We start from the raw sequence: 15,352 nt of genomic DNA on the forward strand, positions 1-15,352 counted from the left end.
TGGTATATCAAGTGGTGTTTAGAGGTATGTATGAGATTGTATTGTATCAAAATATGGGTATTGAGTGACTATAGAATGGTGATTGTTAATTCTTTATAGTGTTTTCATCATGGGTACATAATATTCTATAGCATTTTTTTTTCAAAACTATATTGCAATGACTAAAGTTTTCTTGCTTAGAAGTGTGTAACTATTATCTATGAGTATTATTGTCATATTTTGGATATCGTTACGTTATTCTGAAGAAATTGAAATTATCAGAATAGTTTATAAGTGTTTAGTAAAATGTCATTCCTTTGCCTGTGATTTCATTAGTCTTTACGGAATTTCCGGGTAAATTAGGTAGTGTTTATTATCAGGGTATTTGTACTTGAGAAAGGCAATGTATCTTACAAAAATGTAATGGATGAAACTGGTAGGCAACTGATATTAAATTCTAAAATTTTGATATGTTATTCTAAGCTTAAACTGATATAACTGTAGAGTTAGCTTTGATTCGATTTCTTTATAATATGTTTTATTTCTTTTTCTACTATTTCTTTTACTAACTTCTGTAGATTGTTGTTAAGCCATGTTGACAACTCTGGTTTAAGCATCTTTATTACTAGTTCTTCTACTGTAGGACTTTTATCATTTGAAATATTAGGTGGTTTTGTATAATTATGTATTTGCGTTATTAGCTTTTTTATTTCTTCACTATTTGCAACTATATTTTCAGGTGATACTAGATTTTCTGTTATAAGGCTATTTTGTTGATGAATACCTTTTATTTCTGATGTATTGTCAATTTTAGATATTTCTTCTGAAAGAGTGTGTGTTGTCGTTAATCTTGTTTCTTGAGATGATAGCCGTTGGGTTGATTGCTCTATTGATATGAATTGATTTATATTGGATAATTGATCAGGATAAATTTTTTCTTTTGTAACAGATACTTGTATGTCTGGTTGTGTTGTGTTTTGATATGACTGATATGTTGTTGTTGGTAAATCTGTTATTGATTGGAATGTTTTATTTATTTCATTTAATGTGTTGTGTACATGTTGTATGTTATGTAGTTCTATGGAATTTTCTGGATTTTCTAAATTTAGTACTTCATTATCAGGATCACTACTAGCATCATGCTCTGCAATAACGTGATCTGCACTATCATTGCCAGATATGACTTTCCTAATATTTGCAATTACTTCTTTAAGGGGTTGAAAGTTATTAGTATTACTCATAAGTTTTTATATTAAATAAATTAATGTTCAGCTGTCCTATTAATGCAAGTAAATTATATATACTTATTACAACATTACTTTGTACATTAACAAGATTGACTTTTGCTTTTAAAAGTTCTTGTTCGGCATCTAACACATCTAGGACTGTTCTTAAATTTAACTCTGCTTCCTGTTTTATTCCAAGTAATGTTACTTCTGAATATTTCACAGAGTCTTGAGCTGCTTGTAGCATAGAATTAGCTGTGGAAATATTTTCCCAATTTAAAATTACAGATTCTTTTATAGTATTTAACACTTCATAATGTGAATACATTTTTTGTTTTATTGCAAGTTGTGATTGTGTAATGGCAGCAATGTTTAGACCTTGTTGAAATATAGGTAATGACATTTTTATTTCAAAAAAGTTATCGACTTTTTTAGGGATCATGTGAGATTTATTAGTATAAGTATAGGAATTTATTGATGATATGCTTACGGATGGGAGTAAGTGTGCAATTGCTATTAAAGCACCTTGTTTTGTTGCTTTGTATCCATTGTGGGATGCCTGTAGAGAGAGGTTATTTTTTTGAGCTATTTCTAGAGCTTCTTCTACAGATGATGGTATTGTTGGTATAGTAGGATTTTGTAAATCTGTTGGTATTTCTCCAGTTATATGAATATAGTTAGCTTCTGCAATTTTCATTTCTCCATGAGCCTTGATTAATTCTGATGTAGCTGATGATAATCTAGCAGTAGCTAATGAAACATCTGTTTTAGTAACCTCTCCTAGAGAAAAACGTTTTTGTGTAGCTATTAGGTGTTCTGTTAATACTTTTTTAGTATGTTGTGTTAATTTATATACTTCAGCTGTTGTTAAAACCTTCATGTAAGCTTTAATTGTCTTAAGTATAATGTTTTGTTTCTCTAGTGAAAAGTTGATATCTTCTATATTTGCTAGGTATTTTGACTGTTGAAAAGCAGCAACATCAGCTCCTCCATTGAATATCTGTTGAGTTACTGTGAGGCTCATGGTTCTATTGTCATTACTATTTAAAGAGAGTTCTGGTTGATATGCCTGCAAAGAATATACAACTGATGGTAAAAATTTTGATAGGCTATTCAATTTTATTTTTTGTTTGTTTTCTAATGAATGGTAAAACTTTGCTTTTATGTTGGCATTATTTGATAATGCTGCATGTAAAGCTTCATCTAAATTGGTACAATAGCTGTTGTTAGGTATGATTGATATGATATACATCAATATCAATGTACAGCAAATCTTATGCATATTAAATTTGATTATCATTAAAATGCTACCAACATTATGTCAAAAAACAATACTAGCAATGATTAAACTGTAATTAATTTTGATTAGCAAGAATTAAGTGTGAAGTTTAGTTAATTCAGTTCTATATTGTTACTTAACTTGTAAGTTATAAATTTCATGGATCTTATTAGAGCAAACACAAAGAAAGCATATAGTGGAGGTATTGAAAAAATTTAACTAAGTTAAATTAAGCTACATTAAATTACTACTAAGTATGCATTTACGATACATGCGTATGTTAAGTTTAGGTAGGAGATATTATAAAAAAAGTTCTATTTTATATTAGGTAGGTCATTAGTATAGCAATTATTATTCAGCTCTACATATAATAAGTCCAAGTTTTTTCTCAGTGTTATTTAAGGATAATAATTGGTAATCTTTTGAAGATATAAATAATGTTATTTGTGTTACAGTAGGCAATGTAAGGTTGCAGTGTCTTTCATGTATGGAGCTTGTGGAAGGAGTAAATAAATATAAAGTTAGTTTTTATTGACAAAAATTAATTCTGTGATTACCATGAAAATTTATTAACGATAGATGCAAATGGAGACTTTTTCTTTAAAGGCAAGTCAGGTAAAGAAGCGTTGGGTTGTGATAGATGCAACTGGGGTGGTAGTCGGTAGACTTGCTGCTTTTGTTGCTAATGTGTTGCGCGGTAAGGATAAACCTGAGTATACGCCTCATATGGATTGTGGGGATAATGTTATTATAATTAATGCAGAGAAGGTTCAATTTACTGGTAATAAATTGAAAAATAAGGTCTATTATAGACACACTGGATATCCTGGTGGACTAAAAAGCTGTACGCCAGCTGATTTATTCTTGAATAAACATTCGGAACGTATAATTAATATGGCAGTTCGTCGCATGCTAAGTACTGGTCCAATGGCACGTCGTCGTTTAAAAAATTTATATATATACTCAGGTTCAGAACATAAGCATGATGCACAACAACCTGTAAAATTAGATTTTTTATCAATAAATGCGAAAAATAATAAGAGGAGATAATGGAGAGTAATCCTGATATGTTATCTGATCATCAACAAGATGGTAATGTTAAAGCTGTAAAAGTAGATGCTCGTGGCCGTGCTTATGGCACAGGTAAAAGGAAAGAAGCTGTTGCACGAGTATGGTTAACAGTGGGTAAAGGGAATGTTACTGTTAATGGCTTGGATATTTTTAGCTATTTTAAGAAAAATACCTTGTGCAAGAAGGTTTATAATCCATTTATTGTGACATCAACTTCTGGATGTTATAATGTTGTTGCCACTGTAAGTGGTGGTGGAATTTCAGGTCAGGCTGGGGCTGTTGCTCATGGAATTAGTAAAGCGCTAAAAGATATTAATCCCAGTCTTCATTCTATTCTGAGAGCAGGTGGATTCTTAACAAGGGATTCGCGTGTTGTTGAGCGTAAGAAATATGGTCAACATAAAGCTAGAAAAAGTTGTCAATTTTCAAAAAGATAACCTCTTCCATGAGTTATCAAGTATCAGTTGCCATAGTTGGGGCTACAGGTTATGTAGGTGTGGAGCTAGTACGCTTATTACTATCTCATCCTATGGTCAAAATAAAGTATCTGTGTGCATCTCAATCTAGCGGAAAATTACTTTCTTCTAGCCATTTGCACATCTCGCAGGGTGATATGTCTGTTAGTATCTCGTGTTTTGATGATATTGAATTATCTAATGTAGATGTGGTTTTTCTATGTTTACCTCATGGTGCATCAAATAACGTTGTAAGAAAAATTCATGATGTAGTAAAAATTATAGATTTATCAGCTGACTTTAGAATTAAGGATACGGAAATATATAAGCAATGGTATGGACCGCATTGTTGTCCAGATCTTGTAAAAGATTTTGTATACGGATTAACAGAGATATATCGGGAAGATATTCAAAAATCACGTTTTATAGCTTGTCCAGGGTGTTATCCTACTTCTGTATTAATACCACTATTTCCATTGTTGAGACTTCGTTTAGTGAAAAGTCATAATATAATAGTTGATGCTAAGTCTGGTGTAAGTGGTGCTGGTAGATCTGTTAAACAAGACAAGATGTTTTGTGAAGTTTATGATGTTATTAAATCATATAAAATCTCAAGTCATAGGCATATCCCTGAAATAGAACAAGAACTTTGTTTTGCTGCATGTAGAGAAGATATTAATTTACAATTTGTACCTAATTTAATTCCGGTAAAAAGAGGTATGATATCTAACATATACCTTGAATTAGAAGAAGGTATATCTCTCACTGATGTTCGGGAAGCATTGCTACTTTTTTATAAAGATTCATCTTTTATCTTTATTGATGAAGAAAAGGCTGTGACAACTAGGTCTGTTGTAGGTACGAATTGTTGTTATTTAGGAGTTTTTCCTGGAAGGATACCTAATACGGTTATTATAATATCCGTTATAGATAATTTATTAAAAGGTGCTGCTGGTCAAGCAGTGCAAAATTTTAATGTTATGATGTCTTATAATGAAGAGATTGCTTTATCAAATATTCCTTATTTTTAAATATTTGCTTTAAAAACGTGTAAATTTGTGATCTTGTTGTCTTTAGACAATGTAGTGTTAATCGATCAATATAAAACTTTTAATATTGTGATGTTGTTATGAAGAGATTGCTTTATTAAATATTTCTTTCCTGCTTAAGGTATGTAATTTGCGATATGTTTTTACAGATAATTTGTCCTATCAGCCAGGTTTAATATATTATATTTCAGAAATTGTGTTATTGAAATTTTTTTGTCTGCTTTGAGACATGTGTCTAGGTTTATGATATGTTGATGTCGATAATCTATCGAGTTGATAGCAGTATAAGTTTAAGTGTTTTGTATCCTACAATAAAAGGACTGCTTCATAAAATGTTAAAAATTGTATTTTTTCAAATTAGTAGTAGATTTTATTAGAAAAATTATTACTGTATTAAATATCACATTTGTTTCTTTATGTATGGATATGTTTTTGTGTATTATTTGAAGATCTTATATGCTTATGTACTTGTTAGTATTTCCTGTTTTAGAAAAGCGTTGACTAGAATATAAAGGGTATTAGTATATTAAGTTAATAATCATTTGTTGATCTAGTAGACTCAAAGGTTTTAGTTGTTTACTTGTTTTGTTGTATTAGAGATTAATTATGAATTTAGATAATGTGACTAGTGGTGATAATGTACCTAAAGAAATCAATGTTATTATTGAGATTAGCCAGAATTCATGTCCGGTAAAATATGAGTTTGATAAAAAGAAGAACTTATTTTGTGTAGATAGGTTTTTACCAACTTCTATGTATTATCCATGTAATTATGGATTTATTCCACATACTTGTGCTGGGGATGGTGATCCTGTTGATGTTTTAGTCGCAACTAGATTTCCTGTAATGTCTGGGGTAGTGATTTGTGCAAGGCCAGTTGGTGTATTGGTTATGCATGATGAAGGTGGGGAAGATGTAAAAATATTGGCTGTACCTGTAAATAAGCTGGATCAATACTATAATAATATAAAGGATTATTCTGATTTTCCTGTATCTTTTTTAAATTCAATATCTCATTTTTTCACTTTTTATAAGAAACTAGAAGAAGATAAATTTGTATCTGTAGAAGGTTGGAAAAATATTACAGTTGCAGAGAAATTGATATTAAGTGCTTTAGTTGAATAGATATAGTGATATTTTAAGTTGCAGTATCTATATAGTATACCTGGTTATTAGAAACAGTGTTTAGATTTATTGTTGCATTAAAAGCAGTTTTTATTAGGTGTAGTTATTGAATAATTACAAGATTTTTTTATTGGGGTAGTTAATTCGATTTAATATAAGTATGGGATTATTTATATATTGGTTATGATCCCATAAATATAAGTTGCTAATAATGCAAAAATATAAGTCTTCTTGAGAATGTTTGAAAGCTTAGTTGATTGGGGGTCTAGTATTGTTAATGGATTACTGTTTTTATGTTACATGGCAATAGTTAGATTAATTAATAATCATTATTTCTTGGAAATTATTAGTAGTGGGTATACTAATAACTGTTTTTTTCTTAGATGTTAAAAATTGTATATTACTATCATTGTTCGGTTGGTTACCAAATTGGTATATAAGATCTAATAGTATGCAAGTTCAGTTGTATAGCACTTTATGTTAAAAATTACTTTTTTATATGCCACTACTGATTTTATGTAAATCTTAGAATTACTCGCTAGTAGTTTTATGATTTAGTATTCACTGTTAGTGAATAATTCAATTATTGCTTGAGTTTATGTACTTTAAATTGTACAAAAATGTAATAAATATTAACTGTAAGGTGAATTTATGAAAACAAGTAGTGATAATAGTATGATAGTTACTAGAATGAAGTATCAAATGGACAAGATGGGAATAAATGCACGTGAACTAGCTCATAAAGCTGATGTTGGGAAGTCTTTTGTATATGATATACTGAGTGGCAAGTCAACAAATCCTACATCTAAGAAATTAATGGCAATAGCGAAAGTGTTAAACGTTTCATTATCGTATTTAATTAGTGATGATAATTATACTTATGGACAAAGTAATATTAATATACTACCTGTATATAATTTAGAACTAGAAAATGGGAAAGTTTCATCTTCAAGTGATGTTATTCTATATCTATCTTCAAACATTAATTTAACTTCTAATATGAAGAATTTACGTGTATATTACGTAAAGGGGGATAGTATGATCCCGACATTAATGAATCAAGATGTTGTTTTAGTAGATATAGGGGATAAAATACCTCATCCTGCTGGATTATTTGTTATAGTTGATTCAGTAGGTGTATCAATTAGGAGATTAGAATATTTAAAAGATAATCAGAAGATAAAGCTACATGTAGTTTCTGATAATAAAAAATATTCTTCTTATGAGTGTCATTTAGAGGATATGGAAATATTAGGGAGGGTAATTTGGTATGCAAGATCCTTGTGAAAAATAAACATCAAATTTTAAAATTTTTATGTTAGTGTATATGCTTTTATTAATGTATAATGGTACGTGTGTTAACTATTGGTATTATTAATAAAGTATTAATTTGTGCTTATATATAATCAGTGAAGTATTTTACTAATTGAAGAAAACTAGGTGTATTGACTATAATGTCCCTAGTAGTCTTTGGGGTAATGTTGTGCTATATATGCAACACAGGGAAAGTATATTACATGTAATTTACTATTATACTTGAATAGCATAGTAACACTATGTATTAACTTTTGATGAAATGTTTAGTTGTTGTAGGTTAATTATGTCTTTAGATTAGTGCTGAGTGCTTTATGTGTTAAGTTTATTAATTATTGAGTTTTTAGAGGTATTTATGCGTATATTATTAATAGAAGATGATATTGCATGTGCAAAAGCAGTAGAAGCTTCTTTATCTTCAGAAGGGCATTTTTGTGAAACTATGACTTCTGCACAGGATTGTTATGGTAGTATCATTCCAAAGAATGATGATTATGATGTAGTTATATTGGATATACATTTTCCTGGAAAAATAGATGGATATGATATTTTAGTAAAACTGAGAGAGTCTGGTATAAAAGTTCCAGTACTTATATTATCATGTATTTCGTCAGTATCACATAAAGTAAAAGGGTTATATTATGGTGCAGATGATTATATAACTAAACCTTTTCATAAAAGTGAGTTACTTGCTAGAATAAAAGCTATTGTACGCCGTACTAGAGGGCACCCTGAATCAATAGTACGTGTTGGAAATATTGCAATAAATCTTGATCATAAATGTGTTGAATGTAATGGTGAAATAGTACATTTAACTAAGAAAGAATATGGGATGATAGAGTTATTATCATCTAGGCTAGGTACTGTTCTTACAAAGGAAATGTTTTTGTCTCATTTATATAGAGAGCTCGATGAACCTTCTGATGATAAAATTATAGATGTGTTCATGTGTAAACTTCGCAAGAAGCTTAAGGTTGCTAACAATGGGAAAAATTACATAGAAACTGTTTGGGGACGTGGTTACGTATTAAAAGAATGTGTTGATGAAGATGAGAGTGATGATAGAGTAGGATATAGATGGGATCATGGTGGTAGTTCCAATGTTGATTCAGTTTATGGTCAAGAAGAAGATAAAAAGTATGTTGAAGAAGCATAATATAGTTGAGAGGTATTTTTCTACATGGTACAATGATCAAGGTGTTATAGTTGTATATCTTTAATTATAGGTGGAGGAAGTTTACGTGCCTGTATTTGTACATGATTGTGATTTACCTAATGGGTTAAAATTTGAGGGTACTATTGCTGTTGATACTGAAACTATGGGTTTAGTATGTAGGCGAGATAAGTTATGTGTAGTTCAGTTATGTGATAGTGATGGTGATGTTCACTTAGTTAAGTTTTCAGGTAATTATCAAGCACCTAATTTGGCAAGTATTCTTTCAGATTCAAGCATAACTAAAATTTTTCATTTTGCTCGTTTTGATATTGCAGTAATACGTTATTACCTTGGTATATGGGCTACACCGTGTTATTGTACTAAGATAGCCTCAAAGTTAGTCAGAACATATACAGATCATCATGGATTGAAAGAGCTGTGTTATGAATTATTGAATGTAAAGCTTAATAAAATGCAACAATCATCCGACTGGGGAAGAGATACTTTGACATCTGAACAATTGAATTATGCAGCATCAGATGTTATCTATTTGCATGCATTAAAGAGTAAGCTGGATGCTATGTTACAGCGTGAAAATAAACAGGAGTTAGCAGCTTCCTGTTTTCAGTTTCTTCCGACAAGAGCTCAGCTTGATTTGTTGGGTTGGGATAATGTTGATATATTTAGCCATGCATCATAGTATAGGGTAATCTGAGCTAATTGAAGTACTGGATATTTTTGGGATTTTATCTTATATTAAAATTGCTCTTGTGTGCAGCTAATCAGATGTTGGTAGTCTTTGAGCTTCTTTTAGTAAAGGCTTGATTTATTGTATTGGCGTAGTATTTATCTTAGTTATGTGTAATAATATAAAAAATTATTATAGGACTGAACGTTACTTGTTCTCCATTGTAGAGGTAGTGTGATAATTAAGTAAGAATTAAGAAGTCTTATTTTGGAGTTCTTTCAAATAAAAGGGTAGATTTGGTCTATTAGAATCGAGTAAATATTGAAGTTAGTTAGTAACATGATCCATACCTTGACTTGTTTACATTTAATTTGTATAACATCACAATGGGTTAGATTGATAGAAATGTATGGTTAATGGTATTAAGTTAAACTTTTTTGTTAGCAAAGATAAACTTCTGCAGGCTTTATCTTACATTAATAGTATTGTAGAAAAACGTCATAGTATTGTTGTTCTATCTTGTGTAAGAATAGAAGTCAAGGATCAAGAAATTAAATTAATGTCTACAGATCTTGATATTTCAATAATTGCTTCCATTTCTGCCCATATAAATGTGAATGGGGTTGTAGTGGTTTCTGCACAACTTCTTTATGATATTGTAAAAAAATTACCTAATGATATTGAAATTAAGTTTGTTATTGGTGAAGATGGGAGACTGGTTATAGAGTGTGGTCGTACAGAGTTTTTCCTTCCTGTAGTTGATATAGAAAAGTTTCCTGTTATTGAAAACAATGAGTTACAAAATAAGTTTGTTTTACAGGTTTCTGAATTAGTGAACTTATTTGGAAAAACTAAGTTTGCAATTTCTATGGAGGAAAGTAGATTTAATTTGAATGGATTATATGTTCATACATCTGATAATATCTTATGTTGTGCTGCTACAGATGGTCATAGATTATCATTGGCTAAATTAAGTAAATCTAATAGTGTATTATCGAGTTTTGGTATTATAGTTCCAAAGAAAACAGTTAATGAGATTTTAAAGATAGTAAGTCATGGTAGTGGTAATGATTTAATATCAATTAGTTTGTCAGATAGAAAGATTTGTTTCGAGTATAAAGAATATATTTTAATATCTAAAGTGATAGATGGCACTTTTCCGGATTATAATTCTATTATTCCTAGATCTTATGATAAAAGTGTATTGATTGAGTCTGAGATATTGTCTAATGCAATAGATAGGGTATCTGTAGTGGTTTTTGATAAGGTGAAGGTCATAAAACTACGATTTGTTGATAATAAGCTCATACTTAGTGCTGCTTCTTCAGATCAAGGTGATGCTAGAGAGGAATTAGAGGTTGATTACTCTGGAGAAGATATGACTATTGGGTTAAATGCAAGATATTTAATGGAAGCTTTGTATTGTATTAAGGGAAAATGTCTTTTATCATTTTATGATGCTAGTACATCTGTTTTAATACAGGAAGAAGAGAATATAGATGACTTTACTTATATTATTATGCCTATGCGAATATGATGTTCTTATAACTCTAGAAACTTAGGGATTATCTTTACTGTGTATTACTCAGATTAAATACTTTATATTGACCAAGGCAGACTAGTATATAAGTGTACCTATGCTCTCCTAAAATGAGACCCCTATCAGATAAAATACCTTAAGTCTTATGAAATCATATGTCAGTGGAAGATATATATTAACTGCTGGACACTGAAGATGATACTCCTGCACTTGCAGTAGATTTATTATTTTTATTTAGTACTTCAGATATTGAAGACTTTAGTACTTTTATTTCAACTCCTTCTGATACTTCTACAAAAAAATACCCATTTGTGGAATCAATTTTTGTGACTGACCCCAATATACCACTAGAAATAACAACTTTATCACCTTTTTTTATATTATCTAGTAGCTTGTTATGCTCTTTTATCTTTTTTTGTTGAGGTCTAATTATAAAAAAGTAGAAAACACAGAAAATTAATACCAAAGGGATTAAGCCTGCGAGTGAACTACCTATTCCCGGAGCAGGTGCTGTTGTTGCTGCAAAGACTTCAGAGATAAACAACATTTTAATACCAAGCAGTGGATGAATAAGTTAATCTATCAAGAATGGTGTTGATTGTCAATATCAATTTGACTTGAAATTTATGATATTGTAGCTCAATTTATTGAAAAGTTTAAATTTTATTCTCTTAGAATCTGATATGAAAAATATCTGGTAATTAGGTGAAGTGTTATGTTAAATTACTCAAAAAGTAGAGTATTGTATATAGAAGCACTCATATTTTAAAAATTGCATGTTGACAATTGTGTTCTGAAACATGTGAGCGTAAGCATAGGTCTTGATTTTGTATTAAGTGTAATAAAGTGTGCATGTCTTGTAATATATAAAATGCACTTTTTTTTATTATGCTGTATTAAGAATTATTTACTAAGATCTTAGTATTTAGATGATATCAATATAGACTTTTTATTTTACTGTGGAAGTCATATAAAGTCGGATGACAGTGTTTAAGTGTATATAATGTATATTAGTAAAAAGTTTTATTTATATCTACCTATGTTTAAGTGAGAGGGGGTATCTCTGATGTTTGTAACCATAAAATATGGAATACAAAGAATTTTGATTTGTAATAAACAAAAATTACCAAGATATTACATCTTAGTAAAAACCTTATTTACCTACTTGTGCTTTAAAGATCAACTACTAACACTTTTAGTGACTTGAAATATACAATACAACAAAGACTTATTCACTATTGGAATTGATTAGTCAATGGAAACATTAAAGTGCGCATGAGCCTATATCGTATCTGTAAATTCCATCTGGCCAATCTAATAGGTCTAGTGCAGCGTAAGCTTGGTGTTTTGCAGTAGCTAGATTTTCACCTTGTGCTACAACATTGATTACCCTTCCAGAATCTGATACCCAGTTATTTCCTTCTCTTCTTGTACCTGCATGTAAGAGTTGAATGCTGGGTAGCTTTTCGATGTCTTCTATTCCATTAATTATAGAATTTTTCTTATACTCACCTGGGTATCCACGACTGGCTACTACAACGCATAAAGCAGCTTTTCTACTTAACTCTACTGACTCATTCCCTAGCTTACCCTTAGCTGTAAGTGATAATAATTTTAGGAAATCAGAATTTAATCTTGGTAATATTGATTGTGTTTCAGGATCACCAAAACGCACATTGTATTCAAGGAGTTTTGGTTCATTCTTTTTAATTATAATACCAGCAAATAATAATCCTCTAAATTGTATGTTCATATTGAACATTGCTTTGATAGTTGGATATATTATCTTCTGAATGATTATGTGCTCCATTTCTTGTGTAATAATATTCGGTTTGGAATATGATCCCATACCACCAGTATTAGGTCCTTTATTGTTATCCCCTATAGTTTTATAATCTTGTGCTACTCCAAGGATGACTGGATTGGATCCATCAACCAGTGTAAAGAAGCTAATTTCCTTGCCCTCAAGAAATTCTTCAACAACTATTGCATGACCAGCTTCTCCAAACTTGTGGTGGACTAGCATAGCGTCTACAGCGTTATACGCCTCTTCATATGTGTGACATATTATTGTTCCTTTTCCCTGTGCTAACCCATCAGCTTTTACTACTAGGGGTAACTTGTGCTTATCAATGAACTTATAAGCTGAATTTGCATCAACAAAGTACCCATATTTTGCAGTAGGAATACCATACCTCATACACAATTCTTTTGTGAATCCTTTTGAAGACTCAAGCCGAGCTGCTGCTTTAGAAGGTCCGAAAACTAATATACCTTCTTCTGTTAACGCATCTGATAACCCATTTATTAATGGAGCTTCTGGCCCAATAACTACCAGTTCGATTTTTTCTTTTTTACATATTTGAATAACTTCTATTGTATTATTGATATCTATATCTATTATGTCTGCTAGCCCAGCCATCCCTTCACGCCCTGGGGCAATAAATAACTTGTTTAGCAATGTAGATTTGCGAATGTGATACAACATTGAATGTTCACGTCCACCAGAACCAATTACCAATACATTCATTAGCGTGCTTTATTTGAGTTTATTACTTATGCATTCTAGTATCAATATGGTAGTTGTCAATAAATTATATGCTTTGCTACTTAAATGTATGAGTGCATTCGTAAAAATTGCTTGTCTGGGATACATCTTTATGTTTCAATAAAGTATTTCATGATTTACAAGTTTATATTTACAGGTGATAAAATATGCATAACTCTAAAGTTATTAGGAATACTATTTGTTTGTTATGCTGTTGTTTTTTGATGGTAAATTGCTCTTTTATAAAAAAGGGAGAAAAATTTGTGGGAGATCGAACAGCAGATGAAATATATGAGAGTGCCTTAAGAAAATCTAGTGCTAAGGAGTATAAAAGTGCAATAAAAGATCTTGAAGAAATCGATAATCTTTATCCGTTTTCTCCTGTTGCAATTAAGGCTCGCCTTATGATGTCATTTTTGAATTATGAACTTGGTGATTATTCTCGAGCTGAGATTTATGCTGATGATTATATTCAACTTTATCCTGATAGCAAAGATATAGATTTTGCTTATTATTTGAGAATAATGGCGAATTATATGCAGATTAGTGATATAGATCGTGATCAGAGTAGTGTACATAAAGTTTTAGAGCTGTTAGATGAGTTTATACATCTCTTTCCTAGTTCTGTGTATTTAGAAGAGGTTATGAGAAGATTAGACCTTGTTCATCAACATGTTGCTGGTAAAGAATTTTCAGTAGGTAAATTTTATTTGCAACGTGGTGAATATGTTGCTGCCATTAGAAGGTTCAGTACAATATTGAATAAATATAAGGATACAAAATATTATTCAGAGAGCTTGTATAGAATTGCTGAAGCATATTTAGCCTTAGGAGATGTTGCTGCATATGCAAGATATATGTCCTTGCTTAAAGAGTGTTGTATGGATACTGGTTGGTATAAAGAACCTTTACAAGTTAAAGTAGATTGACAGAAAATAAATATAAGCAAGACCAGTGTATCAGTTGCTATGTATAGCTAAAGATTTGATGTAGTGTATGCTTTTATTTCTGCCTATATTGAAATTTAGAAATGCTAAAAACTTGAAAGGATAATACATATAAATAAAATAAACAGATAAGCAATAGAGTAAATAAACATTGCTTTATACTTATAATGATTGATTGAAGTGAATACTTTAAAAGCGTGAAATACAAATGTAATGCCAAGTGGTATTGCACAAGTTTCATATAATAAATAGTCCTTTAAAAATATTCCAGGTAATAGTGTTATAGTAAATAATATAATACTGTATACGAGTATATGAACTTTAGTAACGAATATTCCATGTGTTACAGGTAGCATTGGTATTTTAGCTTTTTCATATTCCTGATAATTTAGTAAGGATAATGCCCAAAAGTGTGGAGGAGTCCACATGAATATAATTAGGAATAGTATTAAACTTTCTATAGAAATAGAGCTAGTTACAGAAGTCCATCCAATGATTGGAGGAAGTGCTCCTGCAATCCCTCCTATGACTATATTTTGTGATGTCCTTCTTTTAAGGTACATTGTATATACTAATGTATAAAATGCTATACTGATGGCTAATAATATTCCTGATATATAATTAACAGCGATCATCATTACTGTTACAGAGATAATAGATAATACTAACCCTAACTCAATTGCACTAGACTTCGCAATTCTTCCAGAAGGTATAGGACGGCTTTTAGTTCGCTGCATTAATGCATCTATATCACTGTCATACCACATGTTTATTGCTCCTGCAGCACCGGACCCCAGTGCTATACATAATGCACTAATAACAGCAATGAAAGGATGAATGTTCCCTGGAGCAATGAACATTCCTGTAATTCCTGTGAGAACTACTAAATACATAATTTTTGGCTTCAGTAGGTCCCAATAACCCGACATTTCGCTTATAAGCTGCAGTTTAGCATTTCCACAGTCAGAGTTCATA

General features: G+C 30.7%; 14 protein-coding genes. 9 read left to right on the plus strand and 5 right to left on the minus strand.

What is annotated here, in order from left to right; all coding sequences use genetic code 11:
- Positions 1–485 precede the first annotated feature (485 nt).
- Positions 486–1,220 carry a DUF2497 domain-containing protein gene (locus EHF_RS00660; protein ID WP_044194066.1) on the minus strand — a complete coding sequence of 245 codons (735 nt, stop codon included), beginning with the start codon at positions 1,218–1,220 and terminating at the stop codon, positions 486–488.
- Entirely contained in the window at positions 1,213–2,487 is a 1,275-nt protein-coding gene (locus tag EHF_RS00665; RefSeq protein ID WP_232228953.1) for a TolC family protein, read from the minus strand. Before EHF_RS00665 ends, EHF_RS00660 begins: the two co-directional genes overlap by 8 nt.
- A gap of 582 nt (positions 2,488–3,069) precedes the next feature.
- Between EHF_RS00665 and rplM the strand changes: the two genes are divergently transcribed.
- The 8 genes from rplM (at position 3,070) to dnaN (ending at position 10,879) form a co-directional block, all read left to right on the plus strand.
- Complete coding sequence (gene rplM / locus EHF_RS00670; protein WP_044195758.1) at positions 3,070–3,534, plus strand: 50S ribosomal protein L13; 465 nt, start codon at positions 3,070–3,072, stop codon at positions 3,532–3,534.
- Positions 3,534–3,992: a 30S ribosomal protein S9 gene (gene rpsI, locus EHF_RS00675; RefSeq protein ID WP_052349265.1), complete on the plus strand. Its 459-nt coding sequence runs from the start codon at positions 3,534–3,536 to the stop codon at positions 3,990–3,992. Before rplM ends, rpsI begins: the two co-directional genes overlap by 1 nt.
- Before the next feature lie 8 nt (positions 3,993–4,000).
- Positions 4,001–5,041, plus strand: coding sequence for an N-acetyl-gamma-glutamyl-phosphate reductase (argC, locus tag EHF_RS00680; protein ID WP_044194070.1), 1,041 nt, complete (start codon positions 4,001–4,003; stop codon positions 5,039–5,041).
- 624 nt (positions 5,042–5,665) lie between these two features.
- On the plus strand, positions 5,666–6,184 hold the full coding sequence (gene ppa / locus EHF_RS00685) for an inorganic diphosphatase (RefSeq protein ID WP_044194073.1): 519 nt from the start codon (positions 5,666–5,668) through the stop codon (positions 6,182–6,184).
- Between the two features lie 651 nt (positions 6,185–6,835).
- On the plus strand, positions 6,836–7,471 hold the full coding sequence (locus EHF_RS00690) for an ECH_1013 family putative transcriptional regulator (RefSeq protein WP_044194075.1): 636 nt from the start codon (positions 6,836–6,838) through the stop codon (positions 7,469–7,471).
- Between the two features lie 382 nt (positions 7,472–7,853).
- Entirely contained in the window at positions 7,854–8,654 is an 801-nt protein-coding gene (locus EHF_RS00695; protein WP_044194077.1) for a response regulator transcription factor, read from the plus strand.
- Positions 8,655–8,739: 85 nt separating this feature from the next.
- Positions 8,740–9,354 (plus strand): ribonuclease D, encoded by a 615-nt coding sequence (locus tag EHF_RS00700; protein WP_044195764.1) that lies wholly within the window; start codon positions 8,740–8,742, stop codon positions 9,352–9,354.
- 397 nt (positions 9,355–9,751) lie between these two features.
- Positions 9,752–10,879 carry a DNA polymerase III subunit beta gene (gene dnaN, locus EHF_RS00705; RefSeq protein ID WP_044194078.1) on the plus strand — a complete coding sequence of 376 codons (1,128 nt, stop codon included), beginning with the start codon at positions 9,752–9,754 and terminating at the stop codon, positions 10,877–10,879.
- A gap of 178 nt (positions 10,880–11,057) precedes the next feature.
- Here the strand turns inward: dnaN and yajC are convergent, their stop codons facing one another.
- Both yajC and purD read right to left on the minus strand, forming a co-directional pair.
- Positions 11,058–11,429: a preprotein translocase subunit YajC gene (gene yajC / locus EHF_RS00710; RefSeq protein WP_044194080.1), complete on the minus strand. Its 372-nt coding sequence runs from the start codon at positions 11,427–11,429 to the stop codon at positions 11,058–11,060.
- A 717-nt stretch (positions 11,430–12,146) separates the two neighbouring features.
- Entirely contained in the window at positions 12,147–13,412 is a 1,266-nt protein-coding gene (gene purD, locus EHF_RS00715) for a phosphoribosylamine--glycine ligase (protein WP_044194082.1), read from the minus strand.
- 242 nt (positions 13,413–13,654) lie between these two features.
- On the opposite strand from purD, the gene EHF_RS00720 reads away from it, so the two are divergent.
- Entirely contained in the window at positions 13,655–14,359 is a 705-nt protein-coding gene (locus tag EHF_RS00720) for an outer membrane protein assembly factor BamD (protein WP_232228954.1), read from the plus strand.
- 104 nt (positions 14,360–14,463) lie between these two features.
- Here the strand turns inward: EHF_RS00720 and cyoE are convergent, their stop codons facing one another.
- Positions 14,464–15,351, minus strand: coding sequence for a heme o synthase (gene cyoE, locus EHF_RS00725; protein ID WP_044194086.1), 888 nt, complete (start codon positions 15,349–15,351; stop codon positions 14,464–14,466).
- Between the last annotated feature and the right edge of the window lies 1 nt (position 15,352).

The organism is Ehrlichia japonica, assembly GCF_000632845.1.
GTDB lineage: Bacteria > Pseudomonadota > Alphaproteobacteria > Rickettsiales > Anaplasmataceae > Ehrlichia > Ehrlichia japonica.